Here is an 18378-nt window from a genome sequence, read left to right on the forward strand (position 1 = left end):
AAGCGCGGCGACGCCGCCGATCACCGTGGCGAAGAAATTGCGGTCGCCCATCTGCTCGCGCTTCTCGGCGACGAACTGGCCGGGGGCGGAGTCGCTGACGGTCTGCGCGGCCGATTGCGCGGCGGCGCCGACCCTGGCGGCGGCCGCCTTGGCTGCGGCGCGGGGGCCGCTGGTGCCGGACTTGGCGGCGGCGCGCGGCTTGGCCGTGGCGGCCGGCTTGCGCGCGGCGGCAGCACGGCGCGGCGGGGGCGCCTTCTTGTCGGCTGGCTTGGCCGGGGCCTTGGCGGGCGCGGCCGCTGTCGCGGGCGCCGCCGTCTCCACCTTGGACGCGGCGGCGGGCTTGGCGGTCTTCGGCTTGGCCGCGGCCTTCTTCGCCGGTGCCTTCTTGGCGGCGGGTTTCTTTGTGGCCGCGCCCTCGGTGGCGGGGGCGCCGGCGGCGGCGGTTTTCGGCGTGGTCGGGGCCTTGGCCATCACGATACTCCAGTGGTTTCGTGGCTGTAACCACCCTGACGCAATTCGGTTTCCACGGTCAATGCGCAAGCTCAGCGGAATGGCGGTTCGTTGAACGCGCGGAGCTTGCGCGAGTGGAGCTTGGCGCCCTCGCGGCGAAGCTGCTCGCACGCCTCGATCCCGATCTTGAGATGCTCGGCGATGGCGCGCTCGTAGAAGCGGTTGGCCTGGCCGGGAAGCTTGAGCTCGCCGTGCAGCGGCTTGTCCGAAACGCACAGCAAGGTGCCGTAGGGAACGCGGAAGCGATAGCCCTGCGCCGCGAGCGTCGCGCTCTCCATGTCGACGCCGACCGCGCGGCTGAGCGAGAAGCGCAGCGCCGAGCGCGAGAACCTGAGCTCCCAGTTGCGGTCGTCGGTGGTGACGATCGTGCCGGTGCGCAGGCGACGCTTGAGCTCCTCGCCCGACTGGCCCGAGACGGTCTCCGCGGCGCGGGCGAGCGCCTGCTGCACCTCGGCGATCGCGGGGACGGGGATTTCGGGCGGGAGCACGTCGTCGAGCACATGATCGTCGCGCAGATAGGCATGGGCGAGGACATAATCCCCGATCCGCTGGCTCGGACGGAGACCACCGCAATGACCAATCATCATCCACGCCTCCGGCCTGAGAACCGCCAAGTGATCGGTGATCGTCTTGGCGTTGGACGGACCGACGCCGATATTGACCAAGGTGATGCCGGTGCCGTCGGCGGCCATCAAATGCCAGGCCGGCATCTGGTGCCGCCGCCATGCTCCGTCGGTGAGCAGGGTATCGGGATCGTCGCCCGCCTTGATCACGATGCCGCCGGGGCCGGAGACGCCGGTGAAGCGGCTGTCGGGGCCGAGCTGCGCGCACGACCAGCGCACGAATTCGTCGACATAGCGATGGTAGTTGGTGAACAGGATGTATTGCTGCGTGTGCTCGGACGGCGTGCCGGTATAGTGGCGCAGGCGGGCGAGGCTGAAATCGGTGCGCAGGCCGTCGAACAGCGCGAGCGGGCGCGTCTGATCGAGGCTGATCCAGGTGCCGTCGGCGATCTCGTCGCCGATATGCGCGAGCTCGGTTGCAGGGAAATGGCGTGCGAGCTCGAGCGCCGAGACCTCGTCGAGCCGCAGCGCATGGCCGGGATCGAGGACATAGGGGAAAGGGATCTCTTGCCGCCCCGGGACCGCGCTGACCTCGACGTCGTAATCCTCGATCAGCAGGGTCAGCTGCTCGACGAGATAGTCGGCGAACATCGCGGGCTTGGTGACGCTGATGGCATAGTCGCCGGGCGTGACGAGGCGGCCGAAGGAACGGGCGGGGGTAGGGCGGTCGACCGCGTCGCGATAGGCGAGGCGGATCTCGGGATAGGCGAAGCTGCCGTCCTTGCGATGCGCGGGGTCGGGCGCGATACCCTTGGTGAGATAGAGGTCGAGCGCGTCCTTGAGGCGCGTGACGGACGCGGTGTAGAGCCGATCCAGTTCGGCGACGATGTTTTCTGCTGTTGTCATCTTCCACGGCTAAGGCGTGAAAATGACATTGGCAAGACCGGCCCGCGCCGGAAATGTGACGCGCGAGCCGAATGCCCGCGCGTCTTGCCGATTACTCGGCGGTTTCCTTTTCGCGCAGCTTGCTGATGCCATAGGCGGCGCCGGCAACTGCGGCGGCGGCGCCGGCAGCGACCGCGGCGGTCGTTGCGGGGCGCTTCTTGGCGGCGTCGAGGGCGCTGCTCACGGCTTCGCTCACCGCGTCGCGCGCGTCGGCAAGGGCATCCCGGGTGCGGTCCAACAGCGAATCCTCGGCCGCGGGCTGCGGCGCCGTGTCGGGGGTGGTCTTGTCCTTCATCTGGCGTCTCCCTTCCCCGCAAAGAACCGCTTGCACGCGCGCCGGTTCCCGCTGTGGGCGGCGAACCGGCGCGCATGCGAAACGGTCAGGCGTCAGAGCTGCTCGAGCAGATGCTCCGCCGAGCTCACCTTGAACTCGCCCGGGGCCTCGACGTTGAGCTGCTCGACCACGCCGTCGTTGACGAGCATCGAGTAACGCTGGCCGCGCCGGCCCAGGCCGAACTTGCTGCCGTCCATCTCGAGCCCGACCGCCTTGGCGAATTCGCCATTGCCGTCGGCGAGCATGGTGACGTCACCCGCGTCGGCGCTTTTGCCCCAGGCGCCCATCACGAACGCGTCGTTGACCGCGGTGCAGGCGATCTCGTCGATGCCCTTGGCCTTGAGCTCGCTTGCCTTCTCGACATAGCCGGGCAGGTGGCGCGCCGAGCAAGTCGGGGTGAAGGCGCCGGGCACCGAGAAGAGCGCGATCTTGCGGCCCGCGAAGAACTCGTCCGAGCTGACCTGCTCGGGGCCATTCTCGGTGGCTTTGACGAAGGTCGCGCTGGGCACGCGATCGCCGATCTGGATGGTCATGCTGGTCTCCTCTCGGGCCGCGGGATGCGGCCGCGCCTCACTTGGCACGTGGCACGGCTTTTTCAAGCATGGCGGAGCCGATCGGCTGCCGATATGTTTGAGCGGGCATGGAAGCTTCCACCTTTCTCACCGGACAGATCCTGCTCGCCCTGCCGGGGATCGGCGACCCGCGGTTCGAGCGCGCGGTGATCGCGATGTGCGCGCATGACGAGAATGGCGCGCTCGGCATCGGCGTCGGGGCGACGATCGCCGGGCTCGGGCTGCACGAGCTGTTGCAGCAATTCGAGATCGACCCGGGCGATGCGCCCGACGCGCCGGTCCATTTCGGCGGACCGGTTGAGCCGCGCCGCGGCTTCGTGCTGCATTCGACCGACTGGGGCGGGCAGGACACGATCGAGGTTGCCGGGCGCTGGGCGCTGTCGGGGACGATCGACGTGCTTCGCGCGATCGCCGAGGGGGCTGGGCCGTCGCGCTGGCTGGTCGCCCTCGGCTATGCCGGCTGGGGCGAAGGCCAGCTCGACGAGGAGATGACGCGCCACGGCTGGTTCAACGTGCCCGGCGCGCTCGACCTGATCTACGAGGTCGACGTGCATCGGCGCTGGGAGCAGGGGTTCGAGCGCTTGGGGATCGACCCGCGCCTGCTCGCCGCGAGCACGGGCACCGCCTAGCTGGCGTAACGGGCGGCCAGCGCGCGGGCGATGCCGCGCATGGCGTCGCGCAACCCGGCGGGCTCGAGCACCTCGACCTCGGCGCCGAGCTTGAGCAGCTCGCGCGCGGCGTGATCGATCGACTCGATCGGGATGTCCGCGCTCACCCATCCCGCGGCATCGGGCGCGGAGGCGGTCCGCCGCGCCATCGCGATCGCCGCTGCCGCAAGTACCGGAAGCCGGGTCAGGCCCAGTGGCGACAGCCGAACTCGAGCGATGCCGCGATAGAGACCCGCCTCGAACGCATGGACGCTCGCGGCCCAGTGCGTGGCGAGGTCGAAGTCCGCCGGGCGCTCGAACGTCTCGCCGGTCGCTTCGAGTGCGCGGATCGCGTCGACCCGGTAGGTGCGCGGCACCGAGCTGCCGATCGCGACGAGGTACCAGATGCCGCCCTTGAGCACGAGGCCGAGCGGGGCGAGCGTGCGGTCGGCGACGGCCTCCCAGCTTTCGTAGCGGACGCGGATCCGCGTGGCACCCCAGACCGCAGCGGCGAGCTGAGGCAGGAAGGCGAGGTCGCTCGCCGCGCGGAACCAGTCGATCGGATCGAGATGAAATCGGGCAGCGACGCGCGAGGCATCCTCGCGTCGCGCGGCCGGGAGTGCGGCGAGCAGCTTGCGGCGAGCTGCGGCGGTGGAGGCGCCGAGGCCGAGCTCGGCGGCCGGGCCTTCCAGGCCCGAGAGGAACAATGATTCCGCCTCGGCGGGCGTCATGCCGGTCAGCCGCGTCGTATAGCCTTCGAGCAGCTGGAAGCCGCCGTCGCGGCCGCGATCGGCATAGACCGGCACGCCGGACGCGCTCAAATCGTCGATGTCGCGATAGATGGTGCGCACCGACACCTCGAACTCGTCCGCCAGCGCCTGTGCGGTCGTGCGTCCGCGCGCCTGAAGCAGAAGAAGGATCGAAACGAGGCGGCTCGCACGCATTTTCATGCTCTAGCATTAAAAGCTGACAAAAGGTGTCAGCTTTAGGCGCCTAGTGGTGATTCTCGTTCAGACCGAAGGAGATCGTCGTCATGCACATACCCCAGCTCGCAACCCGCCGGAGCGCGATCGTCACAGCGCTCGGCACGATCGCCGCGGCCGGCGCGATGTCCGGATCGGCCGCCTTTGCTGCGCCGCTGGGCGGGGCGCCCGAGGCCGCCGACCGAGACGGGACCGGCAATGACTGGGCCTGGCTTGCCGGAAGCTGGAAGGTTCGCCATCGCCGCCTCAGGTCGCGGCTGACCGGCAGCACCGAATGGCAGGAATTCGACGGCACTTGCGTCAACTGGCCGCTGATGGGCGGCGCGGCGAATGTCGACGACAATGTGATCGAGCTGCCCGCCGGCGATTATCACGGCGTCGGCGTGCGTTGCTACAGCCCGGAGCGTCGCCAATGGGGCATCTGGTGGATCGATTCCCGCTATGCCCGGATGGAGCGCCGGTGTGGGGCGAGTTCAGGAACGGCGTCGGCACCTTCATCGGCGAGGACGAGCACGAGGGCACGCCGGTGACCGTGATGTTCCGCTGGTCGGCGATCACCGCGGCCTCGGCGCATTGGGAACAGGCTTTTTCCACCGACGGCGGCAAGACCTGGGAGAGCAACTGGCACATGGATTTCACTCGCGTTTCGCGGTGAACGAGCACGGCGCGCCGACCGGTGTGGGCGGCATATAAAGATATCTTTATGTTTCGTTTGCGCCGGCGCGGCTTATTCGCTAGGGGCGCGGCCATGCCGCCGGGGTCCCGGCGCGACGCTACACAAACGGAGAAGCAGCGTGGCAACCGTGCTCGAAAAGACCGATTACGTCGTCAAGGACATCTCGCTCGCCGATTTCGGCCGCGCCGAGATCAACATCGCCGAAACCGAGATGCCCGGCCTGATGGCGCTGCGTTCCGAGTTCGGCGCGAGCAAGCCGCTCAAGGGCGCGCGCATCACCGGCTCGCTGCACATGACGATCCAGACCGCGGTGCTGATCGAGACGCTGGCCGAGCTCGGCGCCGAGATCCGCTGGGCCTCGTGCAACATCTTCTCGACACAGGACCATGCCGCCGCCGCGATCGCCGCGCGCGGCATCCCGGTGTTCGCGGTCAAGGGCGAGACGCTCGAGGAATATTGGGACTATGTCGTCCGCATCTTCGACTGGGGCAGCGACACGGTCTGCAACATGATCCTCGACGATGGCGGCGACGCCACCATGTTCGCGCTGTGGGGCGCGCGCGTCGAGGCGGGTGAGGAACTGTTCACCCCGTCGAACGAGGAAGAGGAGATCTTCGTCGCGACGCTCAAGCGCTTCCTGGCCGAGCGTCCGGGCTATCTCACCAAGACCGTCGAGACGATCAAGGGCGTGTCGGAAGAGACCACCACCGGCGTCCACCGCCTGTACGAGCTGGCCAAGAAGGGCAAGCTCCCGTTCCCGGCGATCAACGTCAACGACAGCGTCACCAAGTCGAAGTTCGACAACCTCTATGGCTGCAAGGAAAGCCTCGTCGACGCGATCCGCCGCGGCACCGACGTGATGCTCGCCGGCAAGATCGCGGTCGTTGCGGGCTTCGGCGATGTCGGCAAGGGCTCGGCGGCGTCGCTGCGCAACGGCGGCGCGCGCGTGCTGGTCACCGAGATCGACCCGATCTGCGCGCTGCAGGCGGCGATGGAAGGCTATGAGGTCGTGACGATGGAAGAGGCGGCGACCCGCGCCGACATCTTCGTCACCGCGACCGGCAACGCCGACGTCATCACCGTCGATCACATGCGCGCGATGAAGCCGATGGCGATCGTGTGCAACATTGGCCACTTCGACAGCGAGATCCAGATCGCCGGCCTCGCCAACATGAAGTGGACCGAGGTCAAGCCGCAGGTCGACCTGGTCGAGTTCCCCGACGGCAAGCAGATCATCATCCTGTCCAAGGGCCGCCTGGTCAACCTCGGCAACGCGACCGGCCACCCGTCGTTCGTGATGTCGTCGAGCTTCACCAACCAGGTGCTGGCGCAGATCGAGCTGTGGACCAAGGCGGACCAGTACAAGAACGAAGTCTATGTCCTGCCCAAGCACCTCGACGAGAAGGTCGCGGCGCTGCACCTCGAGAAGCTCGGAGTGAAGCTCAGCAAGCTCAGCCAGCAGCAGGCCGACTATATCGGCGTGCCGGTCGAGGGGCCGTTCAAGCCGGATCACTATCGCTACTGATCAGGGCGCCGCCGACAAAGTGCGACTGTCGAAAAGGGGCGCGTCCGGCAACGGACGCGCCCCTTCCGATTCCGGCCGTTTACGCTTTCGGAACCCTCATCGGGCACGTGTGACTCCGGCGCAACACCCCGTCGGAAAACCGGCACAGAGGGTTGCAGGATGCAACCGGCAGGGCGCATCGGTGTCGTTCGAGGGTAATCAAAAGGGATTAGGTATGCGTTCACTCCTTGCTTCCCGTAAGGCGGGATTCCGCCTCGCAGCTTCGTTCACCGCAATCGCGCTCGCCGGCGCGGCCCCCGCTTTCGCGCAGGAAACGCCCCCGCAGGAGGAGGCGCCCGCCGCCGACCAAGTGGATAGCGGCGACACGGTCATCATCACCGGCTCGCGCATCCAGCGCCCGGAGTTCGCGACGCCGAACCCGATCCAGGCCTATGACGCCGAGACAATCGAGCAGTCGGGCGAGACCAACCTCACGCAGTTCCTGTCGAACTCGCCAGCGCTGCTCGGCTCGAGCCTGAGCTCGGATAATGCTGGTTCCAACGCCGGCGCGGCCTCGACGGTCGGCGGCAACTATCTCGACCTGCGCAACCTCGGCACCAACCGCACGCTGGTGCTGGTCGACGGCCGCCGGCATGTCGCGGGCGTTCCGGGCAGCGCTGCCGTCGACATCAACACGATCCCGCTCGACCTGATCCAGCGCGTCGACGTGCTCACCGGTGGTGCCTCGGCGGTCTATGGCGCGGATGGCGTGTCGGGTGTCGTCAACTTCATCATGAAGCGCGACTTCGAAGGCCTACGGCTGCGTGGCCAGGCCGGGATTTCCGAGCGCGGCGACGCGGGCAATCGTTATATCGGCGTCACGGCGGGCAAGAATTTCGCGGAAGGCCGCGGCAACGTCACGCTCGCCTATGAATATTCAAAGGACGATCGCCTGAGCCAGCTGCAGCGCCTGAACTATGGCCGCAGCGGCCCGACCTATCGCTTCGTCGCGAACCAGGACGATCCCTTCGACGCCGATCCCAACACGCCCGACTATCTGCCGCTCGTCGGCCTGCGCTGGGCGGATACCTCGCCGGGCGGCGCGTTCGATCTCGACTATGACTTCGTCCCCGACTTCACCGGCGAGGGCAAGGTCTATGACCCGGGCACCTATGTCCAGAACGAGCCGTTCACGATCGGCGGCGATTCGACTCTGCAGGAAATCTATTTCGGCGACACCAACCCCGAGAGCGAGCGCCACGTCGCGAACCTGCTCGCCAGCTTCGAGGTGAGCCCGGCGCTACGCCTGTTCGCGCAGGGCAAGTATGCTCGGTCGAAGGCTTCGACCCTGTCGCAGCCGGTCTATGACCTCTATGTGCAGATCTATGGCGACAATGCCTATCTGAACCAGCGCTTCGGCAGCGCGGTCGTCGGCGATGCCCTGCTGCTCGGCCGCGACCATCTCGATTTCGGTATCCGCCGCGCCAAGGCCGATCGCGAAACGATCCGCTCGGTGATCGGCGCCGACGGCAAGATCGGCGGAAATCTGAGCTACGAGCTGTCCTACACCTATGGGCAGACCAAGACCGAGGCTTCGTCGCAGTCGCGCGTGCGCGACCGCTATTATGCCGCGATCGACGCGGTGAGCGACGGCGCCGGCGGCGTCACGTGCCGCATCAACCGGCCCGGCGAGACGCTGATCAAGAATTTCGGCTATATCGCGACTCAGCAATACGGCACCTTCAACCCGGTCACGGGCAATTACGAAGGCGCCGCGGTGACCTTCCGTCCCGGCGAGTGCGTGCCGCTTAACATCTTCGGCTCGGGCTCGCCGAGCCAGGCTGCGCTCGACTTCGTGTTCGTCGATGACCTCGAGCGGGTGAATATTCGCCAGCATGTCGTGTCCGGCTCGATCCGCGGCGACACCGGGTCGTTCTTCAAGCTGCCGGGCGGCCCCATTGCCTTCGCGGTGGGCGCCGAGTATCGCAGCGAGAGCACCGAGTTCGATCCGTCGGACTGGACCGAGGCCGGCCTGTTGCTCGATAGCTCGCAAGCGTTCCACGACAGCGGCAAGTTCGACGTCAAGGAAGTGTTCGGCGAGGTCGACGTGCCGATCCTGCGCGACTTGCCGTTCGCGCACATCCTCTCGATCGGCGGCGCGGTGCGCTTCTCCGACTATTCGACGATCGGCAACACCACGACGTGGAGCGTCAACGGGGTCTACTCGCCGGTGCGCGACATCACCTTCCGCGGGACGCTGGGCCAAGCGGTGCGCGCGCCGAATCTGGGCGAGCTGTTTAGCGCGCCGTCGGGCACCTATCAGTTCATCCCCGATCCGTGCGGCATCGATCGCATCACCGACGGCACCGCGACGCGTCAGGCCAACTGCAACGCGGTCCTGGGCGCACTGGGGATCGACCCGACGACCTTTGACCCGGCCGGTGACGCGATTTCGCCGGAGAATACCAGCCTGCTCGGCCGCGCCGGCGGCAACCGCGAGCTGCAGGAAGAGTCGGCGCGGACCTGGACCGCCGGTGTCGTCCTGCGGCCGCGCTTTATCCCGGGCCTCCAGATCGCCGCCGACTGGTACGACATCCGCATCCGCCAGGCGATCAACACGCCGAGTGCGCAGGAACTGGCCGAGCTGTGCGTCGACCAGCCGACGATCGACAATGTCTATTGCGCCAATCTGAGCCGCGATCCGACCACCGGCTATATCTCGAACTTCCTGGTCCAGCCGGCCAACGTCGCCAGCTTCGACACGGAAGGCCTGGATGTCGTGATGAACTATCGCGTCACGCCGGGTTCGTTCGGTACCTTCAACCTGCGGGTCGCCGCGAACTATCTGCACAAGCTGCAGTTCGTACCGACCCCGGGCGCCGAGGTCGACGACGACCGCCTGGAGTCCGGCGCGCGTGCGCCGAAGTTCAGCGGGACGGCCGACCTGACCTGGACCTATGACAATTTCAGCCTGAACTACGGGATCAACTATTTCTCGAAGACGCTGCGCTATTCGCGTGAGCAGGTCGAGGCCGATCCCGACATCACCTCGGCCGAGTTCATGTACATCAAGCCGCGCTGGGAGCATCAGCTGCAGCTGTCGGTCAATGCCGGCGAGAACTTCACTTTCTACGCCGGTGCGAACAACCTGTTCGACAGCAAGCCCGACTGGGGCCTGCCGAACTATCCGGTCAGCTCGGTCGGCCGGTATCTCTATGCTGGCTTCAAGGCCAAGGTGTTCTAAGGTCGAAGACACGCGAGCCATTTAGGGGGCCGGACATCGTTCCGGCCCCTTTTTTGGTGCGCGGCGCGCGGTCGAAATGGGGTCGAGCGCATGCCGGGGCGCGCTCGTCGCGTCACATCGGTTCGGCGGCTTTGCGCCGGTGAAAGCTTGGCTTAAGAGCCGGAAGATGAAGAGCGGCGCGCCACGGTGATCGAGATTTCCAACGCAGCAGCGGTGACGGCCGGCGCCGTGCTGGCGCTGTTGACCGCGCTTGGCGGCTTCATGCTGTTCGTGGGGCTGCGCGCGCGGGCGCGGGCGACGGCCCTGCTCGACGCGCACCGGCGCGCCGATGCGCTCGCCGAGATCGGGCCGGCGCAGGCGATGGTGGTGCGCGCCGATGGCCGGGTGGAGCTGAGCGACAAGCTCGCCGACCTGCTCGGGCTCGAGGCGGTTCCGGGCCATCTCAGCGAAATCGTCGGCAACGAAGCGGTGTTCGACGCGAGCGAGGCGGCGGCGCTCGAGCGCGACATCGCCGCCGCGCAGAAGGCGGCGCGCCCGTTCCGCGCGACGGTGCGGGCGCGCGGATCGTCGCGCACCCTGCTGATGATCGGCCAGCGCGCGCCCGACGCGGTGCGCGCGCCGGGCGGGGTGGTGCTGTGGGTGTTCGATGCCACCGAGGCGCAGGAGGAAGTGGCTCGACTGTCGACCGAAGCGGCGCGCTACCGCGAAGCGTTCGAGGCGCTGACCGGCCTCATCCAGTCGGCGCCGATGCCGATGTGGTATCGCGACCGCGAGCTCAAGCTGGCGATGGTCAACAACGCCTATGTCGCCGCGGTCAACGGCAAGGATGCCGAGGCGGTGGTGCGCGCGGGGGTCGAACTGGTCGACGCCTCCGCGCCCGGAGGGCCGCTCGCCAGCGCCGGCTCGGCGCGCGACGCCGGGCGGCCGAAGATGGTCAAGCTCCCCGCGACGATCGGCGGCGCGCGGCGGATGCTGCACATCCACGACGTGCCGCTGCCGACCGGCGGCGTGGCGGGCTTCGCGGTCGATGTCGAGGAGCTCGAGCGCGCGCGTACCGGGATCAAGCTCGCCGACGAGGCGCGGCGCGAGATGTTCGACCGCATGTCGTCGGGCGTTGCGCAATTCGGCGCGGACCGCAGCCTGGTCTTCTGCAACCAGCCGTTCCGCCGCATGTTCGCGCTGCGCAACGAATGGCTCGCCGACGCACCTGAGTTCGAGCGCGTGCTCGAGCGCATGCGCGAGGCCAACCGTCTGCCCGTGGTGCGCGACTTTCCGGGCTGGAAGGCCGAGCGGCGCGACTGGTTCGTCGCGGCGGACGCGGCGCGTGAGGAGAACTGGACGCTGCCCGGCGGCACGCACCTGCGCGTCGTCGCGCAGCCGCTTCCCGAAGGCGGGTTGCTGGTGATCTTCGAGGATTTGACCGAGCAGGTGCAGCTCGCCAGCGCGCGCGACACACTGCTGCGCGTGCGTACCGCGACCTTCGACAACCTGTTCGAGGCGCTGGGCGTGTTCGCGGCGGACGGGCGGCTGCAACTGTGGAACAACCGCTTCCGGCAGCTCTGGGGGTTCGACGAGACCTTCGTCACCACGCATCCGCGCGTCGATGCGCTGGCCAAGGTGGCGGGCAACCGGCTCGCCAATCCGGGCCGCGCGGCGCTGATCGCCGAGCTGATCCGCGCCGCCGCGGTCGAGCGCCAGCAGCGCGGCGCGACGATCGAGTTCAGCGACGGGCGCTTCTTCGAGGTCGCGGCGGTGCCGCTGCCCGACGGCAACGCGCTGTTCACGATGCTCGACATCTCCGACCGTCGCCGAGTCGAGAATGTGCTGCGCGAGCGCAACGAGGCGCTGGAGGCGGCGGACCGCGTGAAGACCGCGTTCGTCGCCAATATGAGCTACGAGCTGCGCACGCCGCTGACTTCTATCCAGGGCTTCGCCGAGATGCTGCGCGGCGGCTATGCCGGCGAGCTGTCGCCGAGCGGCGTCGAATATAGCGAGGCGATCCTGGATTCGGTCGCGCGGCTCGGCGACCTGATCGACGACGTGCTCGATCTGACCCGCGAGGACGGGGTGCCGGCGCAGGGCGCGGTCGACCTCGAGCTCGCAGCGGGCGCGGCGGCCGAAGCGGTGGCGCCGGCGGCGCAGGCCAAGCGGATCGACCTGGCGGTCGAGATCCTGGGCAGTGCGGGCACGGTGCAGGGCGATGCGCGGCGCATCCGCCAGACGATCGAGCACCTGTTGCGCCATGCGGTGGCGGGGACGCCCGAGACGGGGCGCGTGCTGCTGCATATCGACGGTACGCTGCAGGGCGCGCGGATCGTCGTGTCGGACGATGGCCCGGGCATGGCCAAAGGGCTGGCGGCGAAGGCGTTCGAGCGGTTCGCGCAGCCCGGGATCAGCCGCAGCGGCGACCGCGCGCTCGGACTCGGGCTGCCGCTCGCCAAGCAGTTCGTCGAGGCGCATGGCGGGACGATCGAGCTGGTCTCCGAACCGGGGCAGGGGACGATGGTGATCGTCGAGCTGCCGCGCGGATGATGCGCGCCCCAGCCCGTTCGCTTCGAGCGAAGTCGAGAAGCTATGCCCGGACCTCAATGTGCCTCGACTTCGCCCGGCACGAACGGTGGAGCTCGTGATGCGGCTGGCGGATGCGGCGGCGAGTGAGGCGCTTGGCGCGCGGCTGGCAGCGGTGGCGCGGCCGGGCGACGTGATCGCGCTGTCGGGGCAACTCGGCGCGGGCAAGACGAGCATCGCGCGCGGACTTCTCGCTGCACTGGGGCTGGAGGAGGAGGCGCCGAGCCCGAGCTTCGCGATCGTCCAGCCTTATGATCCACCCGAGGTGCACTTCCCGGTGCTGCACGTCGATCTCTACCGGATCGAGGATCCTGGCGAGGTGGACGAGCTCGGCCTCGACGATGCCCGCTGCGATTCGCTGCTGGTGGTCGAGTGGCCCGAGCGTTTGCCCGCTTCGGCGTGGCGCGATGCGCTGTGGCTCAGCCTGACGATCGAGCCGGACGGCGCGCGCGGCTTGACAGCGCAGGTGCCGGCGGCATGGAAGAACCGATGGCCGCCGACATGAATCCGCCCGCCCGGGCGCCGCATTTCCTAAACGAGCTGGGCTGGGGAGACGGCGAGATCCTGCCGCTCGCCGGCGACGCGTCGTTCCGCCGCTATTTCCGTGTGCAGGCGCCGGGGCGCAGCGCGATCCTGATGGATGCGCCCCCACCGCACGAGGACCCGCGCCCGTTCATCCGGGTCGCGCGCTGGCTGACCGACCGCGGGTTCGCCGCGCCGCAAATCTATGGCGAGGAGCTGACCACCGGGCTCGTACTGATCGAGGATTTCGGCGACGCGCGGCTGCGCGAGACCGCCGACGCCGCACCCGAGAGCGAGCTGCGCCTGTACGAGGCGGCGATCGACGTGCTGGTGCGGCTGCGCGAGCATGCGGCGGCGGATGTCGGCCCCTATGACCGCGACGTCTATCAGCGCGAGGCGGCGCTGCTCACGGAATGGTATTGCCCGGCGGTGGGTCTCGACGTCGATGTGCCCGGCTATGCCGCGGCGTGGGACGCGGTGCTCGGCCCGGTGGCGAAGGACGGCGCGCCGGTGACGGTGCTGCGTGATTATCATGCCGAGAACCTGATGCTGATCGAGGGCAGCGAAACGTTGGGCCTGCTCGATTTCCAGGACGCGCTGGCAGGGCACCCGGCCTATGACCTGGTCTCGCTGCTCCAGGACGCACGGCGCGACGTGCATCCGGACCTGGAGGCGGCGCTGCTCGACCGGTATCGGCGCATCACCGGCGCGGACGAAGGCTTCTTCGACGCCTATCACGTGCTCGGTGCGCAGCGGAACGCGAAGATCATCGGCATCTTCACGCGGCTGTGGAAGCGCGACGGCAAACCGCGCTACCCGGGCCTGTGCCCGCGCGTGTGGGGCTATCTCGAGCGCGACCTCAGGCACCCGGCGCTGGCGCCGGTTGCGGCGTGGTTCGACGCGAACATCCCGGCGCAGCTGCGCGGCGATCCGATGACGGTGACCGCGTGACCGCGAAGAAGACGCTCGCGCTGCGTCCGGCGCCTGCGGCGCAGGTGCCCGAAACCGCGATGGTGATGGCCGCGGGCCTCGGCAAGCGCATGCGCCCGCTCACCGCGACGCGGCCCAAGCCGCTGGTCGAGGTCGCGGGCAAGCCGCTGATCGACCATGTCTTCGACCGGCTGCGTAGCGCGGGGGTCAGGCGCGCCGTGGTCAACGTCCATTACCTCGCCGATGCGCTCGAGGCGCACGTCACGCATCGCGTGAAGGACATCGAGGTGATCGTCTCGGATGAGCGCGGGCAGCTGATGGAGACCGGCGGCGGGCTGGTGCAGGCGCGCCAGTGGCTGGGCGAGAAGCCTTTCCTGTGCGTCAACAGCGACAATCTGTGGATCGACGGCCCGATCGACGCGATCCGCCAGCTCGCCGCGGCATGGGATGACGAGCGGATGGACGCGCTGCTGCTGCTCGTCCCGCTCGCCCGCGCGCATTGCCATCGCGGACAGGGCGATTTCCATCTCGACGCGTTCGGCAAGATCGTGGGGCGGCGCAAGCCGGGCCGGCTCGCGCCGTTCGTCTATACCGGCGTGCAGATCCTCTCGCCGCGCGTGATCCGCGACTGGCCGGAAGGGCCGTTCTCGACCAACCTGTTCTGGGAGCGGGCGATCGAAGCGGGCCGCGCGTACGGCGTGGTGCATCAGGGGCTGTGGTTCGACGTCGGCTCGCCCCCCGCGATCCAGGCGACGGAGGCTGTGCTGGCGGATGGGTGAGGGGCGCGGCCTCCACCTCTTCAGCATCCCGCTGCACCGGGCGTTCGCCGACGCACTCGCCAAGGGCCTGATCGACCGGTTCGGCAAGGATCCGATGCGCCTCGCGCGCGGGATCGTGCTGGTGCCGACCAACCGCGCCAAGCGCGCGATCACCGATGCGTTCGTGCGCGCGAGCGGAGGCGGGTTGCTGCTGCCGCGGCTGGTGGCGATCGGCGATCCGGAGCTCGACGAAGCGGCGGGGCCGTTTCTCGATCCCGCCGACGAAGACGATCCGGTCCCCGTGGCGGTCGACCCGCTGCAGCGGCGGCTGATCCTTGCGAGGCTGGTGCAGGCCGCGCAGCCCGGGGTCGATGTGGCGGATGCGGTGCGGCTGGCGGGCGACCTGGGGCGGACGCTCGACCAGCTGCTGATCGAGGAGATCGATCCGCGCCGCATGCGCGACGTGGCGGCGGGCGAACTGTCCGAACACTGGCAGCACTCGCTCGATCTGTTCGAGATCGTCCTCGGCAAATGGCCGCAGGAGCTTGCGAAGCTCGGGCGGATCGACCTTGCCGAACGCCGCAACCGGCTGCTCGACCGGGTCGCCGCGCGCTGGCGTGCCGATCCGCCCGACCGGTTCATCTGTGCCGCCGGAATCACGACCTCGGCGCCGGCGATCGCGCGACTGTTGCGCGTCGTGGCGGGGCTGGCTGGCGGAATGGTGGTGTTTCCGGGCGTTGATCTTGCGATGCCTGTGGAGGAATGGGCGATGCTCGGCCCGTTCGAACCCGACCCGATAACCGGCCGGCGCAAGCGTGCGCTCGAGACACATCCGCAATTCCACCTGAAGCTGTTGATCGACCGGATGGGCGTCCAGCGCGGCGAGATCGAGCAATGGCGGGTCGCCACCGAGCTCGACGCCCCGCCCGCGCGCAGCAAGGCGATCGCCAGCGCGATGATGCCCGCCGAGCTCACCAAGGGGTGGAGCGCAATCAAGGCCGAAGACCGCCGCCTGGCCAAGGTGCGCGCGATCGAGGTAGCAACTCCGGCGGAAGAGGCGCAGGCGATCGCGCTAGCACTGCGCGAGGCGCTGGAGAACGAAGGGCGGACCGCGGCGCTGGTGACGCCCGACCGCGTGCTGGCGAAGCGTGTCGCGGCGCATTGCGCGCGCTGGGGGCTGACGCTCGACGATTCGGCGGGCGCGCCGCTCGCGAGCTTGCCGCCCGGTACGTTGCTACTGGCGCTGGCCGAAGCCGGTGCGCAGGCGTTCGCGCCGCTCGCTCTGCTGGCCCTGCTCAAGCACCCGCTGGTGGCGGCGGGCGACGATCGGCTGGCGTGGCTGGAGGGCGCGCGCGCGCTCGATCTGGCGTTGCGCGGGCCGCGGCCGGCGGCGGGGCTGGCGGGGGTCGAGGCGCATCTCGCCGATCCCGAAGGCCATGACGTCCATCTGCGACGCGCGGTACTGGGCTGGTGGCGCGAGGTGGCGCCGCTGCTCGCGCCGCTGGAGGCGCTCTATGCCGGCGGCGCGGCGCCGCTGACGGGGTTGCTGGCGCAGTTGCGCGAGACCGCCACGGTGCTATGCGGCGATGGGCTGTGGGGGCGGACCGACGGCCGCGCCGCCGCGTCGCTGTTCGACTCGCTGGAGCGCGAGGCGGCGCACGGACCTGCGCTGGTCGAACCCGAAAGCCTCGCGGCGATCCTGCGCACGTTGATGGACGAGGTGGCGGTACGTCCGCCGCAGGGCGGGCATCCGCGGCTCGCCATCTACGGCCTGATCGAGGCACGGCTGCAAACCGCGGACCTGGTGATCCTGGGTGGGCTCAACGAAGGCGTGTGGCCGGGCTTGCCCGCACCCGACCCGTGGCTCGCGCCGCGCATCCGCGCCGAGCTGGGGCTGCCGGGGCTGGAGCGGCGCATCGGGCTGTCGGCACACGATCTGGCGATGGGGCTCGGCGCGCGCGAGGTGCTGCTGACCCGGGCGAAGCGCGATGCGGGGGCGCCGACCATCGCCTCGCGCTTCTGGCTGCGCCTCGAGGCGCTGTCGGGCGGGCTGGAGCGCGCGACCGAGCTGGAGGCATGGACGCGCGCGATCGACGATCCGCGGGTGCACGAACCTGCCGGACGGCCCGAGCCGTGCCCGCCCGCGGTGATCCGCCCCCGAACGATTCCGGTGACCGATGTCGACCGGCTCAAGGCCGATCCCTACGCCTTCTACGCCAAGCGCATGCTGCGGCTGCGCCAGCTCGACCCGGTCGATGCCGATCCGAGCGCGGCGTGGCGCGGCACGGCGGTTCACGACGTGCTCGAGAAATGGGCGAAGCTCGACGGCTGCGACCCCGAGGCGCTCGAGCCGCGCGTACTGAACATGCTGGCCGGCGCACACCCGATGATGCGCGCGCTGTGGCAGCCGCGGTTGATCGAGGCCGTACGCTGGATCGTGCGCGAGATCGCCGCGCGGCCGCAGCGGCGCGTGCTCGCGGTCGAGCAAGACGGCGCGATCGACTTCGCCGGGGTGACGCTCAAGGGCAAGTTCGACCGGATCGACGCGATGGGCGACGGCACGCTCGGCATCGTCGACTACAAGACCGGCCAGCCGCCCAGTACCAAGGCGGTGCGCGCGGGATACAGCCTGCAGCTCGGCCTGCTCGGGCTGATCGCAGAGCGGGGCGGGTTCGCCGGCATTTCGGGCAAGGCGAGCTGCTTCGAATATTGGTCGCTGGCGCGCAGGGGCGGCGAGTTCGGCTATGTCGCGACCCCGGTGGATGCGGGCGGCAAATATGGGCGGATGGTGCCGGGCGAGTTCGTGCCCGTCGCGGCCGAGAACTTCACCGAGACCGCGCGCGCCTATCTCACCGGCGACGCGCCGTTCACTGCCAAGCTGCACCCCGAATATGCGCCCTATTCGGAGTACGACCAGCTGATGCGGCGCGACGAATGGTATGGCCGTGAGCGGCGCTAGCTCGGGCGCGCTGCCCCCGCTGGCGGGCAACCAGGCCGCGGCGTCGAGTCCCGGGGCGAGCGTGTGGCTGTCGGCCTCGGCCGGCACGGGCAAGACCCAGGTGCTGGCGGCGCGGGTGTTCCGCCTGCTGCTGCGCGGCGTCGATCCCGGCGCGATCCTGTGTCTCACCTTCACCAAGGCCGGCGCGGCCGAGATGGCGGCGCGGGTCAGCGGGCGGCTGGCGCACTGGGTTCGCGCGCCGCGGATCGAGGTGTTCAACGATCTCGATGCGCTGGGCGAGGCGCCCGACGACGCGAAGATCGCGCTCGCCCGCACGCTGTTCGCCAAGGTGCTCGACGCGCCGGGCGGGGGGCTGCGCATTCAGACGATCCACAGCTTCTGCCAGACCCTGCTCTCCGGCTTCCCGATCGAGGCGGGGCTGACGCCGGGCTTCCGGCCGCTCGAAGCGCGTGAGGAGACGGCGCTGGCGCGCGACACGCTGGCTGGGATGCTGGCGGATGCCGGACGCGAAGGCCGCGACGGGCTGATCGAGGCGGTTGGCGCGCTGAGCCTGCGGCTGGGCGAGGGCAAGGCCGAGGCGTTCCTGCACGCTTGCGCCAAGGCGCCCGACGCGATGGCGGCGCTGCCGTCGGGCGTGCAGCCCTTCCTGCGGCGGGCGATGGC

Annotated in this window: 16 protein-coding genes; 11 read left to right on the forward strand and 5 right to left on the reverse strand. The window is 69.2% G+C overall.

Annotated features, from left to right (window positions below):
• The 4 genes from ABDV68_RS11465 to ABDV68_RS11480 all read right to left on the reverse strand — a co-directional run.
• Positions 1-471: hypothetical protein (locus tag ABDV68_RS11465; RefSeq protein WP_343520076.1), on the reverse strand; the 471-nt coding region annotated here is incomplete at its 3' end.
• A gap of 71 nt (positions 472-542) precedes the next feature.
• Positions 543-1979, reverse strand: a complete 1437-nt coding sequence (locus tag ABDV68_RS11470; RefSeq protein ID WP_343520077.1) for an AMP nucleosidase — start codon at positions 1977-1979, stop codon at positions 543-545.
• Between the two features lie 91 nt (positions 1980-2070).
• Complete coding sequence (locus tag ABDV68_RS11475; protein ID WP_343520078.1) at positions 2071-2313, reverse strand: hypothetical protein; 243 nt, start codon at positions 2311-2313, stop codon at positions 2071-2073.
• A 92-nt stretch (positions 2314-2405) separates the two neighbouring features.
• Positions 2406-2885 (reverse strand): peroxiredoxin, encoded by a 480-nt coding sequence (locus ABDV68_RS11480; protein ID WP_343520079.1) that lies wholly within the window; start codon positions 2883-2885, stop codon positions 2406-2408.
• A 107-nt stretch (positions 2886-2992) separates the two neighbouring features.
• Between ABDV68_RS11480 and ABDV68_RS11485 the strand changes: the two genes are divergently transcribed.
• Complete coding sequence (locus tag ABDV68_RS11485; protein ID WP_343520081.1) at positions 2993-3553, forward strand: YqgE/AlgH family protein; 561 nt, start codon at positions 2993-2995, stop codon at positions 3551-3553.
• Here ABDV68_RS11485 and ABDV68_RS11490 read toward each other — a convergent pair.
• Positions 3550-4515, reverse strand: coding sequence for a WYL domain-containing protein (locus ABDV68_RS11490; protein WP_343520083.1), 966 nt, complete (start codon positions 4513-4515; stop codon positions 3550-3552). The two genes, ABDV68_RS11485 and ABDV68_RS11490, sit on opposite strands and share 4 nt — an antisense overlap.
• An 89-nt stretch (positions 4516-4604) precedes the next feature.
• Between ABDV68_RS11490 and ABDV68_RS11495 the strand changes: the two genes are divergently transcribed.
• From ABDV68_RS11495 to ABDV68_RS11540, 10 genes are all read left to right on the forward strand, one after another.
• Positions 4605-5084 carry a hypothetical protein gene (locus ABDV68_RS11495; protein WP_343520084.1) on the forward strand — a complete coding sequence of 160 codons (480 nt, stop codon included), beginning with the start codon at positions 4605-4607 and terminating at the stop codon, positions 5082-5084.
• Positions 5081-5209 carry a hypothetical protein gene (locus ABDV68_RS11500; protein ID WP_343520085.1) on the forward strand — a complete coding sequence of 43 codons (129 nt, stop codon included), beginning with the start codon at positions 5081-5083 and terminating at the stop codon, positions 5207-5209. The genes ABDV68_RS11495 and ABDV68_RS11500 overlap by 4 nt, the downstream gene beginning before the upstream one ends.
• Before the next feature lie 139 nt (positions 5210-5348).
• Entirely contained in the window at positions 5349-6755 is a 1407-nt protein-coding gene (gene ahcY / locus ABDV68_RS11505) for an adenosylhomocysteinase (protein ID WP_343520087.1), read from the forward strand.
• Between the two features lie 214 nt (positions 6756-6969).
• Positions 6970-9978: a TonB-dependent receptor gene (locus ABDV68_RS11510; protein ID WP_343520089.1), complete on the forward strand. Its 3009-nt coding sequence runs from the start codon at positions 6970-6972 to the stop codon at positions 9976-9978.
• Positions 9979-10164: 186 nt separating this feature from the next.
• Complete coding sequence (locus tag ABDV68_RS11515) at positions 10165-12510, forward strand: PAS-domain containing protein (RefSeq protein WP_343520090.1); 2346 nt, start codon at positions 10165-10167, stop codon at positions 12508-12510.
• Between the two features lie 97 nt (positions 12511-12607).
• Positions 12608-13051, forward strand: coding sequence for a tRNA (adenosine(37)-N6)-threonylcarbamoyltransferase complex ATPase subunit type 1 TsaE (gene tsaE / locus ABDV68_RS11520; RefSeq protein ID WP_343520092.1), 444 nt, complete (start codon positions 12608-12610; stop codon positions 13049-13051).
• Positions 13048-14019 carry a phosphotransferase gene (locus ABDV68_RS11525; RefSeq protein WP_343520098.1) on the forward strand — a complete coding sequence of 324 codons (972 nt, stop codon included), beginning with the start codon at positions 13048-13050 and terminating at the stop codon, positions 14017-14019. Before tsaE ends, ABDV68_RS11525 begins: the two co-directional genes overlap by 4 nt.
• Before the next feature lie 59 nt (positions 14020-14078).
• On the forward strand, positions 14079-14777 hold the full coding sequence (locus tag ABDV68_RS11530; protein ID WP_343520099.1) for a nucleotidyltransferase family protein: 699 nt from the start codon (positions 14079-14081) through the stop codon (positions 14775-14777).
• Positions 14770-17715: a double-strand break repair protein AddB gene (gene addB / locus ABDV68_RS11535; protein ID WP_343520094.1), complete on the forward strand. Its 2946-nt coding sequence runs from the start codon at positions 14770-14772 to the stop codon at positions 17713-17715. Before ABDV68_RS11530 ends, addB begins: the two co-directional genes overlap by 8 nt.
• Positions 17696-18378: UvrD-helicase domain-containing protein (locus ABDV68_RS11540; protein WP_343520096.1), on the forward strand; the 683-nt coding region annotated here is incomplete at its 3' end. The genes addB and ABDV68_RS11540, both read left to right, overlap by 20 nt.

Source organism: Sphingomonas sp., from assembly GCF_039595165.1.
In the GTDB taxonomy this organism is placed as follows: Bacteria; Pseudomonadota; Alphaproteobacteria; order Sphingomonadales; family Sphingomonadaceae; genus Sphingomonas.